We start from the raw sequence: 20,409 nt of genomic DNA on the forward strand, positions 1-20,409 counted from the left end.
GGGCCGGAGCGGGCTCCGGCGCAGGCTCCGGGGCCGGAGCGGGCTCCGGCGCAGGCTCCGGGGCCGGGGCAGGCTCGGGCGCAGGCTCCGGGGCCGGGGCAGGCTCGGGCGCAGGCTCCGGGGCCGGGGCGGGCTCCGGCGCAGGCTCGGGCGCGGGCTCCGGGGCCGGAGCGGGCTCCGGCGCAGGCTCCGGGGCCGGAGCGGGCTCCGGCGCAGGGGCGGGCTCCGGGGCCGGGGCCGGGGCCGGGCCGGGGGCCTCGGTCTCGTCCACTACCTCGAAGGTGTGCAGCAGCGTGTCGCCCGCATTACGAACGCAGGCCGCGTTGAACTTGAGCGGGTCGGCGTTGCCACCGTTGTCGTTCAAGCCCCAGTCGACCGGGTTGCCGGCGGCGTCCAGGGCGACCATGTCGACCAGCTTGAGCGCGTTGACGTCGATCTTGCCGGCGCCGAGGTTCTGGAACGTCAGCGACGGGGTCTGGCCGGTGGCCTTCATGTCGAAGGCCGATCCGTCCTGCGGCACGGCCGCCGGGGCGACCGCGGTGGTGACGTTGACGGGCAGGTTGGTCTGACCCGGACGCGTCACGACAGCCGTCGCGACGGCCTTGCCGGAGAGCGACTGGGCGCCGACCATGTTCAGACCGTCGGTGGCGTTCCCCGGGACATGGGCGTCGGCCAGGATCTGGAAGATGCCGGTCGGAACACCCCGCTCCATCTTGGCGGGCATGTCCGACGCGATGTCGATCCCGATCGTCGCGTCACCGATGAGCGGGAAGCTACAGGTGTAGTTCTGCGTCAGGCTCACCGGGACGGCGTTGGCGCCAGGTGCCAGAACCGTTACCAGACCGGCCGTAACACCCGCCGCGGTGGTGGCAGCCAGGGCGATTTTCACCCTGGTCTTCTTGGAGGCTCGCATAGAGCTACCTTTCGTGTTCGTGTGCGTGATGACTAAGGCACGGACACTTTTCAAGCCTTCGACGAGAAGGAGTCCCGTCGAAGCCGGAAGGCCTGATCTCGGTTGCCGAGCGCCGGAACGGCCGCGTTACCAGGACGTAAAATACTGACCGGTAGGACATGTGGTCAATGGCACATCAGAAGCTTTCGCACCCGCCGGCCAGGCGGCCTGATTCTTTGTAAGCAAGGTGAGTGGAGGGCCCGTCGGCATTGGCAACGAGGGTCAGCATTGACTCCACACGGTGCATGGGCGATCACGTTTCGAGGTCGTCCATGATTTTTTCGGCAGGGTAACAACGAAGTTCATCCGCCAGGAGTTGACCATCGGGCCTCGTACCATCTGGACAGCTTCGCCAGCGCATCCACTCACTTGTCGCGCAAGAGCGTTCCGCCGCATTGACTGGCTCTCCGAGCCGTAACTACGCTCCGTGTCTGCCACACGTTCACCTAGGCGCGGCGAAGGGTAGATCATGACAGCACGGCGGCTTTCCAGGACGAGTTCGCGGTGGGGGCTGGCACTGGTCGTCGGTATGGGAGCCTCGGGGGCGTCCCTCGCGTTGTTCGCCGCCGGTGAAGCCGGGGCCGCCTCGGCAGCCCTCCAGCAGGACTACACCTGCCAGTTCGCCAACGGCGCCACCAGCCCGGTCACGTTGGCGGTGCGGAGCGAGGCTCCCGATCGGATACGCGCCCAGACAGTGGCCCCGGGTGCCACGCTGGCAGCCGACATCCAGCTCAGCGCGGAAGCGGTGACGTCGTCCGCTTTGGGAGCGGCCCGCTCGTTCACAGGAGACGTCCTTCTCGCGCTCACCATCCGCCGCCCAGGCCAGGACGCGGCCGATACGGTTGTCACAGCCACACTCGCCCCGAACGCTCCAGACGCTCCCGAAGGCCGACTCGCCCTGCGCGCGCTCGGCAAGACCCCTGAGATGGGTCTGAGTTCGGCTGGAGTAGGCAGCATTGAGGTGACAGGGCTGTGGCTGCGGGGGATCACCGCGCGGGACGGTTCCGGGGCGGTGGTACCTCTGAACGCCCAGCGCTCCTGGTCCGCACCCTGCGCGCTCTCCTCGAAGGACCAGGACGTCACACTCACACGCTTCACGGTCGCCGAGAGCGCACCCCGAGCCAAGGCCGCCCTCCCCGGTGACGCCATCGACACAACGGAGACGACGAGCGGGGAAGGGGCGGTCGATCAGGCCGACTCAGGGCAGAGCGCCGATGACCAGGACAGCGCGGGGCAGGACAGCACCGGTGCGACGGCGGCTCCGACGGATACGGAGGGCGCCGACAGCGCGGCGACCACCAGCGGTGGAGCCGGCACCGTGACCCTGAGCGCCCGGGTGGGCTCCAGCGACGGCGGCCTCGCGGACACGGGGGCGACGCAGGCGGGTTGGCTCCTGGCCATCGCCGGTCTGCTCAGCGCCCTGGGCATAGGCGGTGCCCACTACCTGCCCGCACGCCTCCGCGCCCGCCGGGAGTCCCAGAGCCCCGCGTAGTCACGGCGGGGCATTCGACGCGGTACGACGATAAGGGGCGGCCCCTCTCGACCACGAGAGGGGCCGCCCCTTCGGATTATTCGCCGCGTATACGAAGCGAGCCGTGCGGCAGAGCGTCAGACGGTCTCGGGTACCCGGCTGTCCTCACTCTCGTCCTCGCCGTCGCCAGTGGCGGACTGGCGGCGCCGGTAGAGGAAGATGCCGACGACAGCCAGTACCAGGAGGACCACCAGGAGCGTCACCGAGATCCAGTTGGTGGTGCTGTACGAGAGGGTGACGGTCTTGACCTGCTCGCCCTCCGCATCGCCCGCGATGACCTCGATGTCGCCGAAGTCGAGGAACGGCGGGCTCTTCCACTCCTGCACGATGTCGACCCGCTGGCCGGGCAGCAGTTCTGTGGGCAGCTGCCGGTCATCCAGGCTGAGCGCGGAGCGGCCGAGGAAGCCCTTGGACTTCAGATCCATGAGCGGCTTGATCATGACGTTTCCGCTGTTCACCAGGGTGTAGCGGATCGTGGCGGGCTCGCCGGTACCGGGGATGAGCGGCGGGTCGTAGTCAAAGCGGACGTTCTCAAGGCTCAGCTCGGTCGTCCGTGTACCGGCGACCGAGACGTAGACCCGGGTACCGACGGAGCGGCGGACCTTCACGCTGGAATCGGTCTCGGACTTGCTGGTCTTCTCGTCCATCGCCAGGACGGCGCCGACGTGGTCACCGGGTTCGGCCCGCGCCGGCACCGTGAGGGTGAAGGGGATCTCCACTTCCTTCTTCGGCGCCACGGTGACCTTCGTGCGCTTCAGCTCGATCCAACTGCCGACGCCCTTCTGCTTCTCCTCCATGTCCTTCACCGCCAGCCCGCCATCGCGCGCGGTGTTGTAGGCGTCCGCCGCGTAGACGAGGAAGGTCTTGGGAGCGTCGGTGTGGTTCAGGATGGCGATCTTCTCCTGGAAGACCTGACCTTGGTCGGCTGTCAGCCGGAAGTCTGTTATCTTGCCCGGCTGTTCGCCCTTGGCGTGCGCGGGGAAGATCGACCAGTGCCCGTTGTCGGCGGCTTGGGCTGGACCACTGAGGCTCACCGCGGCCAGTAGGCACAGGGCGAGACTGAGGAGGAGCGAGACCGCGAGGCGGACATGGCTGGCGGGTGCGCTTCCTTCGTGCATGGTGGCCCCAGAAGTTCGAAGTGTGACAGGAGGGAGAGTGGTTTCGCGGGCAAGAACCGCCGGAGGGTGGGGTCCGCCGCCGTAGCGGAGGACCCCACCCGGGGTGTTGCGGTGCTGAGTCCCAGAGGCTTTCACTCAACCTGACAGTGCCCGGTTGAGCAAGAGTCCGCTTAGAGCAGGGTCAGCGTGAGGGTGGCGTTGTAGTCGCCGTTGGCAGCGTCACCGGGGATGGCCAGGCTGAGCCCGGCGTCCGCGGCGAAGCTGTTGGTGCGCGCCACGCCGCTCGCGGCCGCCGGAGCGCTCGCGAGGGTGGCACCGACAGTGCCGACGGTGCCCGGCGTACCCGGGACACAGGTGGCGTCAGAGCCGGCGCCGGTGGCGCAGGCGGGGGTCCAGCTCAGGTTGCCCGCGGGGATGGTGCCACCGGCTCCCGTGAAGTCCGAGACCTTGCCCGTGAGGTTCCACGCGGCACCGCTGGAGCGGGTGTCGGAGACCGTCACCGTGTTGAGCGCACCCGTGGAGGTACCCCCCTTCTCCACCGTGGACAGCGCCACGGAGGTACCCGCCTGCGTCATCGACAACGTGCCGACGGGCGGCGCGGTGTTGACGGTGCTGGTCAGGTTCTGGTCGAGGCCGCTGCCCTCAGCCGGGGCCGGGGCCGGGGCCGGGGCGGGCTCCGGGGCCGGGGCGGGCTCGGGCGCAGGCTCCGGGGCCGGGGCGGGCTCCGGGGCCGGGGCGGGGGCCGGGGCCGGAGCGGCAACCGGCTCGTCGACCACCTCGAAGGTGTGCAGGACGGTCGAGCCCGCACCGCGGGTGCAACTGGCGTTGAACTTGAGCGGGTCGGCGTTGCCACCGTTGTCGTTCAAGCCCCAGTTGACCGGGTTGCCGGCGGCGTCCAGGGCGACCATGTCGACCAGCTTGATCGCGTTGACGTCGATCTGGCCGGTGCCGAGGTTCTGGAACGTCAGCGACGGGGTCTGGCCGGTGGCCTTCATGTCGAAGGCCGTTCCGTCCTGCGGCACGGCCGCCGGGGCGACCGCGGTGGTGACGTTGACGGTCAGGTTGGTCTGACCCGGGCGCGTCACGACAGCCGTCGCGACGGCCTTGCCGGATATCGACTGGGCGCCGACCATGTTCAGACCGTCCGTGGCGTTCCCCGGGACATGGGCGTCGGCCAGGATCTGGAAGATGCCGGTCGGAACACCCTTGACAATCTGAGCGGGCATGTCCGACGCGATGTCGATCCCGATCGTCGCGTCACCGATGAGCGGGAAGCTACAGGTGTAGTTCTGCGTCAGGTTCACCGGGACGGCGTTGGCGTTGGTGGGCGCCAGCACCGCGAGGAGGCCCGCGGTGACTCCCGCCGCGGCAACCGCCGCGGCGATCTTCGCCCGGGTCTTCTTGGAGGCTCGCATAGAGCTACCCTTCGTGTTCGTGTGCGTCATCACTGGGCACGGACACTGAGTGGAGCTTCGACGCGAATGATGTCGCCGAAGCAGGAACGCCGTTGCTTGGTGGACGAGCTCCGAAGCTGGCTGCGTTTCCAGCACGTAAAGTACTGATGAGTAAGCGGTGTGGTCAATGGCACATAAGCGGGCCCTTTTGCCCGCGTTCCGATGCCGTGGTTTCTTATCAGGGCAGTGAGCACTGCGCCGTCATTTCTTGGCAGCCACGACCAGTCCCCAAATCCAGGAGCGGGTGGAACGGGACATTCAGACAGGGGTGTTCACAGGCTCGCCACACAACGGTGATGATCTGGATCTCGCTTGCTCCGACGCGATAAGCACCACCGCCGAGCAACGGAGACCGTCCACCGGCAACCGGCGGGCGTCGCCCTCCCGCATTGGCGCGCGGGGGGGGCGACGCCCGTGATGGCGGCGACCGCGGTCCGTTCTCAGTTCGCGACTTCCGCCGGTACGGCCTCCGGGTTGGACGCGGCGTCGCCCGCGCCGTCCCCGGCCGCCTTCGCCGGCTTCCCCGACTTGGGCACGCCGGCCTTGCGCTTGCGCAGCCTGGAAGGCGCCCGGGCGGCCACCGCCGCGTACCCGATGCCCGCGTACCTCTCCACGTACAGCATCCAGGCCGTCGACACGAAGACCATGTCGGCGGCGATCACCTGGATCGAGAAGAAGGGGAGCGCCATCATCACGCCGATACCGATGTGCTCACCGAGCAGCAGGATCAGCAGGACGTTCTTCACCTTGCGGCTGAACAGCGCGAAGGGGAAGGCGCACTGGAGCAGCACCGTGCCCCAGGTAAGGATGAGGATGACGATCGGGCTGCGCGCCAGGAACTCGCTCAGCTCGGGCCAGCTGTTGTAGTGGTCGTCGCCAAGCATCGACCAGTACACGCCGGTGCCGTCCTGCCACTCCGGGTGCTGGATCTTGTACCAGCTCGCGGCCAGGTAGACCACGCAGAGCTGCGCTCCGATCAGCACCAGCACGCTATTGCTGGCCAGGTTGGAGATCCGGTTGAACACCGCGCTCCATGAGGCCGAGCCCCGCAGGACGTACGCGAGCGGGTGCGCGGCCCACAGCAGCCACAGCGCCAGGAAGTACTTCCAGGAGTAGTAGCCCTGGAAGCTCATCGCGACCAGCGCCAGGCCGGAGACGGCGAGGAGAATCCGACCGGTGAGGTCAGGCTCGTCACCCTTGCGACGGCGCCGGCGTGCGTCCAGCGACCAGGCCGCACCGCAGTTGGTGAACGGCAGCAGCAGGGAGGTGATCCGCAGGATCATGTCCCCACCGCTGAGCCCCACGAAGAGCCGGGCGTGCAGCCCCACCACGATCAGGCAGAAAACCGCCGAGACCAACCGGGTGCGCCAACCGATGATCAGGGCCACCGAGACCACGATGGCCAAGGCGTACAGGAACTCGAACCACAGCTCGGAGGACGACCAGCCGAAGACCCCTGAGGTCCCCTGCATAGCCTTCCACAGCTCAAAGCTGTAGTAACCGTCAGGGCCGTACAGCTCGTGCCGGTAGGGGAAGTTGCGGACCAGCAGCCCGAAAAGGGCCACACCCATGAGGATGCGGACGGCCGCCAACTGCCTCAGCGCGAAGGAGGAGTGTGAGATCTTGTCCACCAGTGGCCACAGCAGCCGCTGGTCCTCGTCCGCCAGCTCGTCGACCTTGCTCATTTCTCCGAACCCCCCTTCCGGTCTGCTGCCTCGACCTGCCACCACTCGTGCTCCTGAACCCCGGCTCGCAGCGAGCGCTTGGCATCCACCCAGGAGGGCGACGGCTGCGGGGTCGTGACGGCACGGATCTGAATCCGCACCGGCGTCTCATCGCCGACCAGCTTGTCCATCCGGTCGAGGATCTGCCGGGTCATGACCCGCTGCGCCTCGCGGTCAGTGGTCAGCGGTACGTTCTTGGCACGATCCTCAGGCGAGTGGTACGGAACCTGGCGCAGCCAGCCGTTCATCAGCGACACCGTGCGCCGTGGAATCGGGGCATGCTGAATGTGGTAGAGATCCACCACGTCCAGATTGAACCAGCCGGTCTGGTGCACACCGTTGGGGCCGCGCAGTTCCAACCGGGCGTGTACGGCGGTGGTGTTCATCGGTGCCGGGGCGAAAAGCGACCAGCTCTGGTAGAACTCCGGCTGCGTGTACTCGTTGATCTGCGTCTCGTAGCGTCGGGAGAGCTCCGTGTCGGGACCCGCCGCTACGACGGTGATACCGATGTGCAGCGTCACCGCGGCGGCGATCAGGGTGGCGACGCCGATGACGAACCAGCGCTGCACCCGTGACAACGGTTCAGGCCCGGAGATTCCTCTCCCGTCCCCTTCCGCCGCGAGGGCTTCCTTCTCCATGGTCGCGGTCATGAGCCCTTGGTCTCCTTCTCCACGAGCAGGCACTTGGGTGCCTCCGCGAATGCCGGCTTAAGGGCCTCGTTCTTCTTCAGCTCCTCATGCGGACCGGCGTAGTCGTTGAGGGCGGCCATGTCCTTGTCCAGGGACGCGAGGACCTTCACCAGCGAACCGGTCGTGGTGACCTTGGCGTCCTTGAGCTTCGTCCTCGCCTTGCCCAGCTCGGAGCGGGTGTGGGCGAGGTTGGCGACCGCCTTGTCGTACCCCTCCTTCGTACCGTCGACCTCCGGGGCGCCGGTCTTCTTCATCCACTTCTCAACGGCGCCGAGCTGGGTGTCCATCGCGGTGAGGAACACCAGCATGCTCGCCTGGGCTTCCTTGGGCTTCTTCATGTCGACCTCGGGGAAGCTGACCATGTCGCCACTCTTGTCGAGCTGCTGGCACAGCCCGTCGGCCCAGTTCAGTCCCGGTGTCTGCTTCGGCCCGTCGTCGGAACCGCAGCCGGTCAAGGCCAGTGCGGCGCAGACCACCGCGGCGGTGGCGGCTATCTTTCGCAACAACACGTCGTGCCCTCCATGTCCCTTGCTTCGGGCGCCGCAGCGCTCCCCTCGCCGCTAGCGGCCGAAGGTGTCGATACTGGTGATCCGCCAACCGCCGCCCTCATAGGCGGCGTCGACGGCGAACATCGCCGCTGACGCGGCGGTGCCACCGCCCTTGGCGGTGCTGATGTTGATCATGTCTGCGTAGACCAGGACCCGGGCACGATCGCCCTCGATCAGCACCACACCGATGTCGGTGACCGTGGTGGTGAGCTTGGTCTTGAGCTGCGCTCCCTGCTGGACGACACCGGCGACCAGCTTCTTGTGCTGCTCGACCGCCGCTCCCCGCAACTGCTCCTTGGCGGCTGCCTCCTGTCGCTGCGGAGCGGTGAAGTCGTACGAGAAGACATCCGCGACGGCCTTCTTGACCATCCCGGTGACCTCGCTCGTACGGACGGTGTCGCTGAGCGCCGTGTTGCTGCGGGAGGGCGAATCACGCAGTGCCTCGGCACGGGAACTCGCGAAGCCACCGAAGGCGCCGAACGCCAGGGTGAGGGCGACGAGTACCGGTATCCAGGGGACGCGCCGCCGGGCGCGGGGCCCGTCGGCGGCGGCGGGGGCGTCCCCGCCGCCCGTGGTCCCCCGCCTTCCCCTGCCCGGGGAGGGCTTCTTCCGTACGGGCGCCCCGGGCCGCTCCTTGACGAGGAGCGCGGCGGGCGTCGTACGGTCGGGGTTGTCCCGCTCGGCGGCGGCGAGCCGGCGGCGGCGGTTGACAAGGTGACGGGTAGTGGACATGACGCTTCCTCACTTCCCCGTTTCCGCGGGAGCCGGATCCACCGGGTTCTCGGCCAGCGGAGCGGCGTACAGGCGGCTTGCCTTCCAGCCCTCGGCGGTCTTGGTCAGCGTGGCCAGCATGCGGCTCTCCCTGGTCGAGGGCTTGGCTCCCGCGAGCGATACGCTCACCCGCAGGGCGACCATGATCTCCGCCTTGCCCTCGTGCGTGTTGAGTTCGGTGACGGCGCCGGAGAGCGTCTTCGCGCTGGTGACGGACTTGCGCTCCACGACCTGCTTGGAGAAGGCGTCCCAGTTCTGCCGCAGGTCCGACAGGACGTCCCCGGTCGCGGACTCCTCCCAGACCGCCCGGCCCTTTCGAAGGTCCCGGAAGTCGAGGGTGTGGAGGTTGATGACGGCCTGCTCACCGACGGCCAGCACCTCCTCGCGGGTCTTGGCGAAGGCGGCACGGTCATCGCCGGCGGCGCTCTGCCAGGCATAGCCCGACCAGGAGGCGAAGGCGGCGGCGAGGAGCGTCAACGCGAGCGCGGCTCCCAGCATCGACCGGCCGGCAACGCTGCCGGAGGCGGCGTCGCGGTCAGCCTGGGCATGGACTTCGTCGGCCACTGTCGGGGCTCCTAGCGTGCGGTGAGCTGGTAGATCTGCCATTGACCGCCATGGAACCGGGCGGTCACCGAGAGCTGGGCCGCCACGGTGGTGGCTTTGGCTCCAGCGCGTTGCGTGCGTTGGTCGAGGAAGAGGAGCAGCCGGGCGGTGTCGCCGCTCAGCTCCGCGACACCGACCCGTACCACCTCGGTCGTGAGGCTGAGCTTCTGCTCGACGACCCGCCCGCGCAGCCGGGCCATCAGCTCGCGGTACTCGCGGGCCGCCTGTCCGCGCATCAGCTCCGCGGCCTGGCGTTCGGTGGCGGCGAGGCTGTCGGGGGTGTAGCTGAAGACCCGGGCGAGCGCGGTACCGACCTCGGCCGCCACCCGGTCGGTGGCCTCCTCGTCGGTGAGCGCGGTGTTGGCGGTGTCGACCGAGGCGGCGGTCCGCCAGTCCACGAAGGTCAGGGCACCCCCGGTGAGGGTGAGGACAGCGGCCAGCAGGCCGGCGGCCAGGCCGCGGCGGCGGCGGGCGGACTCCCGGCGTTCGCGGGCGCGCTCCGACCCGGCGGCCTCAGCGGATCCGGCGGCCTCAGCGGCCTCAGCGGCCGCGAGGCGCTCCGTGCGCGGCCGCTCGTCCAACGACGCCATCACGCCACCCCCGGGGTGAGGATCTTCAGCGAGCTGAGTTTCCAGCCCTGCGGGGTGCGCCGCAGCTCGCCTTCGCAGCGCCTGCGCTCAGTGGAGGGCTCGCCGCCGCGGGGCCGCACCTCGACCCGTACCGTCGCGATGATCCCGGCCTGCCCGCCCGGCTCGTCGAGCCGGGTGAGAGCGGCGTCGGTGATGGTGCCCTCCGTACGGGTGCCCTGCTGCCGAAGGGTGGCGGCGCTCTGCTTCCCGCTGCGGACCAGCTCCTCGTGGAGCGCCCCGGTGGTGGCCTCCTGCCAGCGCTTCAGCCCCTGCTCGGGGTGCTCTCCGTCGAGGGAGCTGAGCCTCGCTATGTGCTCGCTGCCCGCGTCCAGGGCGGCGCTCCTCGCCTTCGCGAGGGCGAGGTCGTCGCTGCCGCGGGTCTCGGCGTAGGAGTAGCCGGCGTACCCGCAGTAGACGGCGGCCAGTGCCGCGGCGGCATAGCTGAGGCCTCGCACTTACTCCTCCAGTCCCGATCGTCCGCCAAGGTCCACGGTCGAGGTGGCGGAGGAGCTGTCTCTGTGTGCGCTGTCCACAGGCGCCCCCGGCGTGGCGGGAGCGGGCACGGAACCACCTCCGGGCGCATTGCCCGATCCGCGCACGTTCTTGCCCGTCTGGGGGCTTGCGGTGCAGGTCGCGCCAGTGTTCGGCACGGTGTCAGCACTGTCAAGGCCGTTACGGTAGGTAGTGCCCCCGTAGCCCTCCACGCAGGGAAGCGGCTGGAAGAAGGTGGGGACCAGGCCGAACTGGACACCGGTGGGTCCGACAGCGGTCGCTCCGGCGGCGGCGATCCGGGGGATGCGGACCAGCAGTTCCTCGGTGCCGCGCTGGCGGGTGAAGAGCAGCTCCGAGGTGGTCAGCAGGTTCGCCAGCACCAGCGAGAAGCCCGGATCGGTGTCCCGGAGCAGGCCGGTGAACTGGTTGGCCGCCTCGGGGGTGCGCTGGATGAGCGTGCGGATGTCGGCGTCGGAGGTCTCCAGCTGCTTCGCGAGCTGGTTGATGCCCTTGCCGAAGTCCTTCAGTGCCCGCGAGTTGGCGTTCTGCGTCCTCAGCACGGTCTGCGAGTCGACGAGCAGGCTCGTGGTGTCGGGCAGTGCCTGGTAGGCGGCGTCGATGAACTCGGCGCCGGTGCGCACCAGGATCTGCAGATCCTGCCCGCGCCCCTGGAAGCTGGTGCCCAACTCGTCCACCACCGTGCGCAGATCGTCCAGGTCGACGGAGCCGGACAGCTCGTTGACCCCGTCCAGCACCTCGGTGACCGGCGGCGGAAGCGTGGTCTGCGTCCGCAGCACCGTGGAGCCGTCGTGGAGGTAGGGGGCGCCGTCGGAGTTGGGGGTCAACTCCAGGTACTGCTCGCCGACCGCCGAGAGGTTGGCGAGGGTCACCTTGAGATCGGCGGGAATGTCCGGGCTGCTCTTGTCGATACGGACCTGGGCGCGCACCCCGTCGGCGGTCAGGTCGATGGCCCCGATCCGGCCGACGTCCACCCCGCGGTAGGTCACGTTGGAGTTGGGGTACACGCCGGCGGCGGCGGGCAGTTCCACCGACACCGTGTAGTAGTCGCGGACGCCGACGTAGCGGCCCACGTCCGCGTAGACCACGCCGATGTAGGAGAGGACTACGGCGCCCAGGAGGAGGAAGGCCAGGTTCCGCAGGTGTGTACTGAGCGTCAGCATCAGTTCCCGCCTCCCTCGATGATGGTGGTGCCCGAGCCGGACAGGCCGGGCAGTACGGGCAGTTGGCCGGCGGATCGCTGTGTCTCGGTCGCGTCGGTGATGGGCCCGATGAGTTCGGTGCTGCCCGGGGCGGCCGCCATGTTCAGGTAGACGTTCAGGTAGTCGCCCTTGACCCCGCTCAGCACCTCGTCGGTGAAGGGGTAGGTGAACATCACCTGGAGGGAGTCGGGAAGGTCCTGGCCTGCCTCGTCGAGGTTGCGCAGGATCGGCTCCAGCGCCTTGAGGTCGGCCACCAGGTCCTTCTTGCTGCGGTCGAGGGTGTCCACCGCGACGCCGGAGAGGGAGTTCAAGGAGCGCAGCATGGTGACGAGCGCGCCGCGCTGGTCCCTGAGCACCTTCAGCCCCTCGGGGAGGCCGTCGATGGCCTGGCCGATGCCGGGGCCGCGCTGGGCCAGGGTGGAGGAGAGCCGGTTCATCCCGTCGATGGCGGCGGTGATCTGCTCCTTGTTCTTGTCCAGGTTCTTGGCCAGTGTGTTGATCTGGGTGAGCAGGGAGCGCGCCGGGGCCTGGTTTCCGTCCAGGGCGTTGTTCAGCTCGGTGGTGATGGTGTGGATCTTCTCCACCCCGCCGCCGCTGAGCAGGAGGGACAGGGCGCCGAACGCCTCCTCGATCTCCGGGTTGCGGTTGGTGCGGATCAGCGGGATGACCGCGCCGTCCCGCAGCCGTCCGCGGTTGGCGCTGTACGCGGCGTTGACGCCGGTCTGGGTGTCGATCAGGTCAGGTCGGGAGCGCATCGAGCCCGGGGGGACCAGCTGGATGAACTTCTCCCCCAGCAGACTGGACTGCTCCAGGTTGGCGTAGGTGTTCTGCGGCAGCCACACCTTGCCGTTGACCTTCATGGTGACGCGGGCGGTCCATCCGTCCCTGCCCAACTCGACCTTGGTGACCTCGCCCACCGCCACGTCGTTGACCTTCACCGCGGACTGCGGGAAGAGGCTGACGACGTCCCGGAACTCGGCGACGACCGTGAAGGGGTAGTTGCCCAGGTCGGCGCCGCCCGGCAGCGGAAGCTGCTGGATACCGGGGACGGAGGGCACCCCGCAGCCGGGGATCATCGCCAGTCCCGCCAGGGTGACGGCGGCGGAGAGGGCCAGGCCCACGCGTGCCGCTTTGCGGCCCATCAGCGGGCTCCTTCCTGGGTGTCACCGGTGGTTCCGTACAGCCCGCCCACAGAGGGCAGCGGCAGTGCGGGCAGGGTGCGCGCCTGCTCCTCGGTGACGGGCGCGAGCGCCCCGCGGGGGCTGGTCGTCAGGCGCAGTGCTTCGAGGATGTTGGCGCGGCCGTTGATGCGGTTGGTCTTCGGGTTGATGGCGTTCTCGATGTTCTGGCCGGCGAGCGGCAGGGTGTCGAGGGCTTCCGCGATCGACTTGCGCTGCTTGACCAGGGTGTCGGTGACCTTGGCGAGCTTGTCGACGTTGCCCTTCAGCCGACCTCTGTTGTCGGCGATGAACACCTTGATCTCCCCCAGCGCGGTGCCGAGCTGGCTGAGCGCGGCGGCGAGTTCCTCGCGGTCGGCGGCGAGGAAGGTCGTCACATCGGCGATCTGCTGGGTGGCTTTGCCGATCTGCCCGTCGTTGCGCTTGAGCATGGCGACGAACTTCGCCAACTCCTGGATGGCGCGGACCAGTTCGGCGCTGTGTCCGTTCAGTACGGCCGAGGCGCCACCGAGGGCCTGGATGGTGTCGTTGACGTACTTGCCGTTGCCCTTGAGGTTCTTGGCGCCGACGTCCAGGAACCGGGAGAGCGCGCCGTCCTGGTTGACGCCGCCGGGGCCCAGCGCGCGGACCAGATCGGTGACCGAACGGGTGAGGTCGTCGACCTCGACCGGGGCGGCGGTGAGTTCCCGGGGGATCTCGCCGCCCTCCTGCATCGCCTGGCCCTCCTGGTAGGGAGGGGAGAGCTGGATGAAACGCCCGGAGACCACACTCGGGGCGACCACCACGGCCCGTACCGTCAGCGGCACCTTGACGCCCTTGTCGACGCGCAGGGTCACCTTCACCTGGGTGCCGCTGGGCTCGACCTTCTCGACCTCGCCGGCGGGCACGCCCAGGATGCGGACATCGGAGCCGGGGTGGACGGCGATGGCCTTGTCGAAGACAGCCGTGATCCGCATGCCGTCCTTCTCGCCGAAGAGCCGCTGCAAGCCCTGGACGGCGCCGGCGGCCAGCAGCGTCAGCACGACCGCCACGGCGACGATCCGGCGCATGCCGTGGCGTGCGGCGAGTCCGGCGAACCTGTTGGCGGCCATCAGCCCCGACCTCCGATCTTGGGCGGCATGCAGCCGGAGACCGGCGCCTGACCGGGGGCCTGGTAGCTGTTGGGGACGAGGCCGCAGATGTAGCCGTCCAACCAGCGTCCGTTGCCCAACGTGTTGCCGACGAGCCGGTAGTAGGCGCCGGCCTGCGAAAGCGCCTTGTCCAGGTTGGCCTGGTTGTCGACGAGGACCTTGGTGACCCGGTCCAGCGCGTCGAGCGCCGGGCCGATCCGGGTCTCGTTGTCCCGTACCAGCCCGATCAGCTGGGTGCTGAGCGAGCGGGCGCCGACCAGCAGGTTGTGAATGGCCTGGCGGCGGGCCCGTACCTCTCCCAGCAGCAGGTTTCCGTCCTTGAGCAGCCGCTCGAACTCGGCGCTCTGGCTGTTCATCGTCGTCGTGATCCGGCGGGTGTTGGCCAGCAGATCACCGAACTGGGTGTTGCGGGTGGCGAAGGTCTGCGACAGCGCGGACATACCGGCGAGCGCCTTGCGGACCGCGGGCGGCGTGTCCTTGAAGGTCTCGGCGACGACGTCCAGGCTCATCGCGATCTTCGCGCTGTCCAGCTCGCCGACCGTCGTGCTGAGGCCGTTGAACGCCTCCATCACGTCGTACGGCGCGCTGGTACGGGCCAGCGGAATGCGCTTGTCGGGGTCCTGCGGCTTGCTCCCCAGCGGGTCGAGGGCAAGGTACTTGGAGCCCAGCAGGGTGGCGATGGCGATGCCGACCCGGCTGTCCGCGCCCACCCAGGCGTCCTTGACGGTGAAGCTGACACGCACCTTGGCGCCGTCCAGGGCGACGGTCTCGACCTTGCCGACCTTGACGCCCGCGACCCGTACCTCGTCACCGGCGCGCAGGCCGGCGGACTCGGAGAACTCGGCGGTGTAGGTGGTGCCGCTGCCGACGATGGATTCGATGTTGTACGTGGTGAGGCCGAGGACCGTCATCAGCACCAGGCCGATCAGGGCGATCGTCAACGGGTTGCGGTCGCTGAGCGGCTTGCGCCGCCAACGCGGCAGCCGAAGGGCGCGCTTCATGAGCGGCACCGTCCATCCTTGATCGCGATCCCGGTGGGCGGCGGGCTGCCGTCGTAGGTGGTGACACCGGTGACCTTCGCCTCGCAGAGGTAGAGGTTCAGCCAGGAGCCGTAGGAGGCGGCCCGGGTCAGAACGCGCATCTTCTGCGGGGTCTTCTGGAGGAAGCTCTCCAGCAGCGTGGTGTTGGCGGCCATCGTCTGCGAGACCTGGCCCAGCTGGTGGATGCCGTCCTTGAGGGCGGGGCGGCTCTCTTCGAAGAGGTCCGCGGTGCTGACCGCGAGTTCGGACATCGAGTGGACGGCGGCGCCGATGGTGTGGCGGTCCTCGGCGAACCCGGTGATGACCTGCTGCAGGGTGCCGACCAGCTCGGTGAAGTGGTCCTCACGGTCGTTGACCGTCTTCAGCACCGTGTTCAGGTTGTCGATCACCTGGCCGATGACCTGATCCTTCGCCGCCAGCGTGGTGGTGAGCGAGCCCACGACCTCCATCAGCGACGTCACGGTCCCGCCCTCGCCCTGAAGGACCTGGATCAAGGAGCCGGCGAGCTTGTTGGTGTCCTTCGGGGACAGGCCCCGCATCAGCGGCTGGAAGCCGTTGAACAGCTGGGTGAGGTCCAGGGAGGGCATGGTCCGCTTCAGCGGGATGGTGTCGCCGGCCGCCAGAACGCCGCTGGCGGTCCCCGCACCGCGGTCGAGGTCGACGAAACGCTGTCCGACCATGTTCAGGTACTTGATCGCGGCGGTGGTCGTGGCGGGCAGCGCCCGTTGCCTCTCCACCGAGAAGGTGACCTCCGCGTAGCGGCGGTTGACCACCTTGATCGAGTCGACCTGGCCGACCTTCACCCCGGCGGCCCGGACCGAGTCGCCCTCGATCAGGCCGGTGGTGTCGGTGAACCACGCCTTGTACGTGGTGGTGTTGTCGAGCGAGGTCTGCGCCACGGAGATGGCCAGCACGGCGGTGGCGAGCCCGGTCAGCACGATGAAGATCAGCGATTTGACCAGCGGGCCGGCAAGGGAGCGTCCAGTCATCGCAGCGTCACCTCCGCACCGCGGAAGGCGGGGCCGGCGAGCAGGCTCGACCAGTTGGGCAGCGTGTCCGCAGCCGCCGGGGCCTGGGCCGCGAGCAGTTCGTTCACCAGCGCGTTCTCCTGCGGTGAGTTGGGAAGGCCCAGTCCGCCGTCCACCCGGGTCAGGGTCTGACCGGTGACCTCAGGGGCCGAGCGCCGCTCGCCGGCGGGCCGGCCTGTCCCGTTGAAGGGCACGGAGTAGCAGGCGGGGCCGCTGTTGGCCCGGTAGACGGGGGCGTCACGGCCGGGCTGGTAGGCCCCGCGCGAGGGCTCCACCGTGACGTTCACCCGCAGGCCCGGTCGATCGGTGCCCTTGCCCAGGGCGCGGTCCATCGCCGGCACGAAGTTGGCCACGGTGGCCAGCGTGCAGGGAAAGGACGGAGAGTAGCGGGCCATCAGCTCCAGCGTGGGACGCGCGGTGGAGGTGAGTTGGATGAGGTTGTCGCGGTTGCCGCGCAGCCAGGTGTCGAGGTCCTGGGAGCTGACCGTGACGGAGGTGTAGAGGCTGGACAGCTTGGCGCGCTGCTGCGCCAGGGTCGCGGTGGTCGTCGTCGCCGCCTTGAGGGCGTCGACGATGTCCGGGGCGGCCTCGGCGTAGGTGTTGCTGACGCCGACGAACTGCTTGAGGTCCTCGTTCAGCTCCGGCAGGTGCGGGTTGAACTTCTTGAGGTAGGCGTCCAGCGTGGTGATCGCCGTGCCGATCTCCTTGCCGTGCCCGTTGAGCGCGGTGGACACCGCGCTCAAGGTGGCCGCCAGCTTCGCCGGCTGCACGGCGGTGAGCAGCGGCATCAGGTTGTCGAGCGTCTCCTCCAGTTCGATCGCGTTGTAGCTGCGGTTCTGGGGGATGGTCGCGTTGGGTGCGAGCGGGACGGCGTCCGGCGCCGCGGGCGACACCAGGGCCACGTACCGCTGGCCGAAGAGCGTCGTGGGCAGCATCTGCGCGGTGACGTTCGCCGGGACGTTCTTGAGCGCGCCGGGCTTGATCGCCAGCACCATACGGGCCTGGTCGCCATTGGTGTCGATCTTCCGGACCTCGCCGATGATCACGCCTCGGAGCTTGACGTCCGCGCCGACGCGCATCTCGTTGCCGACCGGGCCGGTCAGCACGGTGACGGTGTCGGCGGGGGTGAACTGCTTGTTGTAGATCGCCAGCGAGAGCACGATCAGCAGCAGGGGCACCACGAGGTAGGCCACCCCGCCCGCGCGCCTGCGCCACATCAAGGACCGCTCGCTGGACCGGACCTTTGTCTTCCGGGTGCCGAGGGTCGAGGACCCGGGTTTGGTCAGCAGTGCCATCACGCCACCCGCACGGTCGTCGTCGCGCCCCACAGCGCCAGGCTGAGGAAGAAGTCGGTGACGGAGATCAGCACGATCGCGGTACGCACCGAGCGCCCCACGGCCAGGCCGACCCCGGCCGGGCCTCCGGAGGCCCGGAAGCCGTAGTAGCAGTGCGCCAGGATCACCAGCACGCTGAAAACGATCACCTTGAGGAAGGAGAGCAGCACGTCCGTGGGGACCAGGAACAGCTCGAAGTAGTGGTCGTAGGTGCCCGTGGACTGCGCGTTGAACAGCACCGTCACCATCCGCGAGGCCAGATAGGAGCCGAGCAGGCCGATCCCGTACAGCGGGACGATGGCGACGGCTCCGGCCACGACGCGGGTGGAGACGAGGAAGGGCATCGAGCGGATGCCCATCGACTCCAACGCGTCGACCTCTTCGTTGATGCGCATGGCGCCGAGTTGGGCGGTGAAGCCCGCGCCGACGGTCGTCGACAAGGAGAGCGCCGCCACCAGCGGCGCGATCTCCCGGGTGTTGAAGTACGCGGAGACGAACCCGGTGAAGGCGTCGGTGCCGATCTGGCTGAGCGCCGCGTAGCCCTGCATACCGACGACGGTGCCGGTGAAGACGGTGATGCCGATCATCACGCCGACGGTGCCGCCGATGACGCCCAGGCCGCCGCTGCCGAAGGCGACCTCGGCCATGACGCGCTGGATCTCCTTGGGGTAGCGCCGGATCGCGCGGGGTATCCATGCCAGGGCGCGCAGGTAGAAGAGGATCTCATCGCCGGGGCGGTCCAGGAAGCGGAAGAGGGCGCCGACCTCCTCGCGGTGCGCGGGCAGCCGGTAGCGCAGCGGCGGTTTGGGGGTGGGCGGCGGCGAGACGTGGTCGCCGCGGTCCGAGGTGACAGCCATGGCTCACAGCCCCTTCGACGGTACGAGCTGGAGGTAGATGCCGGTGAGCACCATGTTCACGAAGAAGAGGATGAGGAAGGTGAAGACCACGGACTGGTTCACCACGTCACCCACGCCCTTCGGCCCTCCCTTGGGGTTGAGACCCCGGTAGGCGGCGACGATCCCGGCGATGAAGCCGAAGATCAGCGCCTTCAGCTCGCTGATGTAGAGGTCGGGCAGCTGCGCCAGCGCGGAGAAGCTGGACAGGTACGCGCCGGGCGTACCGTCCTGCATGATCACGTTGAAGAAGTAGCCGCCGAGCGTACCGACCACCGACACCATGCCGTTGAGCAGCAGCGCGACCAGCATCACCGCGAGGACGCGGGGCACCACCAGGCGCTGGATCGGCGAGACGCCCATCACGCGCATGGCGTCCAGCTCCTCGCGGATGGTGCGGGAGCCGAGGTCGGCGCAGATCGCCGAACCGGCCACTCCGGAGATCAGCAGCGAGACGATCAGCGGGCTGGCCTGCTGGATGATGACCAGCACGCTGGCGCCGCCGGTGAAGGACTGGGCGCCGAACTGCGAGATCAGCGAACCGACCTGGAGGGCCATGACGGCGCCGAAGGGGATCGTCACCAGCATCGCGGGCAGGATCGTCACGCTGGCGATGAACCAGAACTGCTCGACGAACTCCCGCCACTGGAAGGGGCGGCGGAAGATCTCGCGCGTCACCAGCAGGCCGAGGATGAACATCCGGCCGACCTCGCGCAGCGGATTGAGCAGGCGCAACGGCTCCCGCTCGAAGGTGACCTCAGGTGCCTTGGCCGGAGTCTGGTGGTGGGGCTCCGGTATCGGGGCGCCCGCCGGTTCCGGTGTCGTCCGGCTCACCACGCGCTCCCCGGACCCCTGGAGACGTCGTCCGTCTCCTCGGCGGCGCCCGCCTCGGCGGCCCCGTCTTCGCGGTCCCCGGTGGGGGCCTTGCGGAACAGGCCGGCGTGGACCTCGGCGACGGTCGGCGTGCGCGGGGCCGGCGCCGCGGCCGGTCCACCGGGCGGCGGCAGGTGGGGCGCGGCGGGCGCGGCCGACAGCGCGGGGCTGAGGTCGGCGGGCAGCCCCGGCACGGCCGGCAGCGGCATGGTCATCTCCGCCTCCGCTTCCCGCAGGTCCGCTTCGACCGCGGCGCGGGCACGGGGGGCCAGCTCGTGCAGCATGGTGCGGACCCGGGCGCGGCGGCGGTGGACCGCCTTGCGCATCGGCAGCCCCGGTGACGGGACGAGCTGCGGTTCGAGGCCCCGGGGCGTGCCCAGGTTCTCGTACAGCCCCTGCTCCTCCTCCGCGGCGATCGTCGCGTGGTCCTTCTCCTCGGACATGCCGATCGGGCCGGCGCGCCGTCCGGAGAGGAACTGCTCGACGACGGGCTCCTCACTGGTCAGCAGCACCTCGCGGGGGCCGAACATCACCAGGTTGCGGCGGAAGAGCATCCCGATGTTGTCGGGGACGGTCGCCGCGATGTCCAGGTTGTGCGTGACGATCAGCATCGTCGCGTCGATCTGGGCGTTGAGGTCGATGAGGAGCTGGGAGGTGTACGCGGTACGGACCGGGTCGAGGCCGGAGTCCGGCTCGTCGACCAGCAGGATCTTCGGATCCAGGACCAGCGCGCGAGCCAGGCCGGCGCGCTTGCGCATACCGCCGGATATCTCGCCGGGGAGCTTCCCCTCGGCGCCTCGCAGGCCGACCATGTCCATCCGCTCCATGACGATGTCGCGGATCTCCTTCTCCTTCTTGCGCGTGTGCTCGCGCAGCGGGAAGGCGATGTTGTCGAAGAGCGTCAGCGAGCCGAACAGCGCGCCGTCCTGGAACATCAGGCCGAAGAGCTTGCGGGTCTCGTAAACGTCCCGCTCGGGGCTGTTGACCATGTCGACGCCGTTGATGAGGACGCGGCCGCGTTCCGGCCGGATGAGTCCGACCAGCGACTTGAGGAAGACGGACTTGCCGGTTCCTGAGGGGCCGAGCATCACGCTGACCTCACCGGCGGGCAGGGTGAGTGACACGTTCTGCCAGATGTTCTGCCGGCCGAAGGACTTGGTGAGTCCTTCGACGACTACCTCGATTCCCATTGCACCTCCCGG

General features: G+C 69.0%; 19 protein-coding genes and 1 pseudogene. 1 reads left to right on the forward strand and 19 read right to left on the reverse strand.

Annotation, left to right across the window (positions count from 1 at the left end; all coding sequences use genetic code 11):
• A partial coding sequence (locus ACFQLX_RS13080; RefSeq protein ID WP_386414622.1) for a DUF6801 domain-containing protein occupies positions 1-802 on the reverse strand: 802 nt, incomplete at its 3' end.
• 619 nt (positions 803-1,421) lie between these two features.
• On the opposite strand from ACFQLX_RS13080, the gene ACFQLX_RS13085 reads away from it, so the two are divergent.
• Positions 1,422-2,444 (forward strand): DUF6801 domain-containing protein, encoded by a 1,023-nt coding sequence (locus ACFQLX_RS13085; RefSeq protein ID WP_386414623.1) that lies wholly within the window; start codon positions 1,422-1,424, stop codon positions 2,442-2,444.
• A 116-nt stretch (positions 2,445-2,560) separates the two neighbouring features.
• Here ACFQLX_RS13085 and ACFQLX_RS13090 read toward each other — a convergent pair whose 3' ends face one another.
• From ACFQLX_RS13090 to ACFQLX_RS13175, 18 genes and pseudogenes are all read right to left on the reverse strand, one after another.
• Positions 2,561-3,601, reverse strand: a complete 1,041-nt coding sequence (locus tag ACFQLX_RS13090) for a WxL protein peptidoglycan domain-containing protein (RefSeq protein WP_386414624.1) — start codon at positions 3,599-3,601, stop codon at positions 2,561-2,563.
• A 170-nt stretch (positions 3,602-3,771) separates the two neighbouring features.
• Complete coding sequence (locus tag ACFQLX_RS13095; protein ID WP_386414625.1) at positions 3,772-5,016, reverse strand: DUF6801 domain-containing protein; 1,245 nt, start codon at positions 5,014-5,016, stop codon at positions 3,772-3,774.
• Positions 5,017-5,495: 479 nt separating this feature from the next.
• Complete coding sequence (locus ACFQLX_RS13100) at positions 5,496-6,740, reverse strand: HTTM domain-containing protein (RefSeq protein ID WP_386414626.1); 1,245 nt, start codon at positions 6,738-6,740, stop codon at positions 5,496-5,498.
• Positions 6,737-7,429 carry a DUF5819 family protein gene (locus tag ACFQLX_RS13105; RefSeq protein ID WP_386414627.1) on the reverse strand — a complete coding sequence of 231 codons (693 nt, stop codon included), beginning with the start codon at positions 7,427-7,429 and terminating at the stop codon, positions 6,737-6,739. Before ACFQLX_RS13105 ends, ACFQLX_RS13100 begins: the two co-directional genes overlap by 4 nt.
• Entirely contained in the window at positions 7,426-7,977 is a 552-nt protein-coding gene (locus ACFQLX_RS13110; RefSeq protein WP_386414628.1) for a hypothetical protein, read from the reverse strand. The genes ACFQLX_RS13105 and ACFQLX_RS13110 overlap by 4 nt, the downstream gene beginning before the upstream one ends.
• 51 nt (positions 7,978-8,028) lie before the next feature.
• The gene (locus ACFQLX_RS13115; protein ID WP_386414629.1) at positions 8,029-8,748 is read right to left on the reverse strand and encodes a hypothetical protein; all 720 of its coding nucleotides are present in this window, start codon (positions 8,746-8,748) and stop codon (positions 8,029-8,031) included.
• A 9-nt stretch (positions 8,749-8,757) separates the two neighbouring features.
• Positions 8,758-9,351 carry a hypothetical protein gene (locus ACFQLX_RS13120; RefSeq protein ID WP_386414630.1) on the reverse strand — a complete coding sequence of 198 codons (594 nt, stop codon included), beginning with the start codon at positions 9,349-9,351 and terminating at the stop codon, positions 8,758-8,760.
• 11 nt (positions 9,352-9,362) lie between these two features.
• On the reverse strand, positions 9,363-9,980 hold the full coding sequence (locus ACFQLX_RS13125) for a hypothetical protein (protein ID WP_386414631.1): 618 nt from the start codon (positions 9,978-9,980) through the stop codon (positions 9,363-9,365).
• Positions 9,980-10,474, reverse strand: a complete 495-nt coding sequence (locus ACFQLX_RS13130) for a hypothetical protein (protein WP_386414633.1) — start codon at positions 10,472-10,474, stop codon at positions 9,980-9,982. The genes ACFQLX_RS13125 and ACFQLX_RS13130 overlap by 1 nt, the downstream gene beginning before the upstream one ends.
• Entirely contained in the window at positions 10,475-11,692 is a 1,218-nt protein-coding gene (locus tag ACFQLX_RS13135; protein ID WP_386414634.1) for an MCE family protein, read from the reverse strand.
• Positions 11,692-12,873, reverse strand: a complete 1,182-nt coding sequence (locus ACFQLX_RS13140) for an MlaD family protein (RefSeq protein WP_386414636.1) — start codon at positions 12,871-12,873, stop codon at positions 11,692-11,694. The genes ACFQLX_RS13135 and ACFQLX_RS13140 overlap by 1 nt, the downstream gene beginning before the upstream one ends.
• Positions 12,873-14,000 (reverse strand): MCE family protein, encoded by a 1,128-nt coding sequence (locus ACFQLX_RS13145; RefSeq protein WP_386414637.1) that lies wholly within the window; start codon positions 13,998-14,000, stop codon positions 12,873-12,875. Before ACFQLX_RS13145 ends, ACFQLX_RS13140 begins: the two co-directional genes overlap by 1 nt.
• Positions 14,000-15,040: an MCE family protein gene (locus tag ACFQLX_RS13150; RefSeq protein WP_386414639.1), complete on the reverse strand. Its 1,041-nt coding sequence runs from the start codon at positions 15,038-15,040 to the stop codon at positions 14,000-14,002. The genes ACFQLX_RS13145 and ACFQLX_RS13150 overlap by 1 nt, the downstream gene beginning before the upstream one ends.
• On the reverse strand, positions 15,037-16,068 hold the full coding sequence (locus ACFQLX_RS13155) for an MCE family protein (protein ID WP_386414641.1): 1,032 nt from the start codon (positions 16,066-16,068) through the stop codon (positions 15,037-15,039). Before ACFQLX_RS13155 ends, ACFQLX_RS13150 begins: the two co-directional genes overlap by 4 nt.
• Positions 16,065-17,324, reverse strand: a complete 1,260-nt coding sequence (locus tag ACFQLX_RS13160) for an MCE family protein (RefSeq protein ID WP_386414749.1) — start codon at positions 17,322-17,324, stop codon at positions 16,065-16,067. The genes ACFQLX_RS13155 and ACFQLX_RS13160 overlap by 4 nt, the downstream gene beginning before the upstream one ends.
• 77 nt (positions 17,325-17,401) lie before the next feature.
• On the reverse strand, positions 17,402-18,298 hold the full coding sequence (locus ACFQLX_RS13165) for an MlaE family ABC transporter permease (protein WP_386414642.1): 897 nt from the start codon (positions 18,296-18,298) through the stop codon (positions 17,402-17,404).
• A 3-nt stretch (positions 18,299-18,301) separates the two neighbouring features.
• Entirely contained in the window at positions 18,302-19,168 is an 867-nt protein-coding gene (locus tag ACFQLX_RS13170; protein WP_386414643.1) for an MlaE family ABC transporter permease, read from the reverse strand.
• A gap of 236 nt (positions 19,169-19,404) precedes the next feature.
• Positions 19,405-20,397, reverse strand: a pseudogene (locus ACFQLX_RS13175) (ABC transporter ATP-binding protein); the annotation flags it as partial.
• Positions 20,398-20,409: the final 12 nt, after the last annotated feature.

It is taken from the genome of Streptomyces polyrhachis (assembly GCF_042663125.1).
Classification (GTDB): Bacteria; Actinomycetota; Actinomycetes; order Streptomycetales; family Streptomycetaceae; genus Streptomyces; species Streptomyces polyrhachii.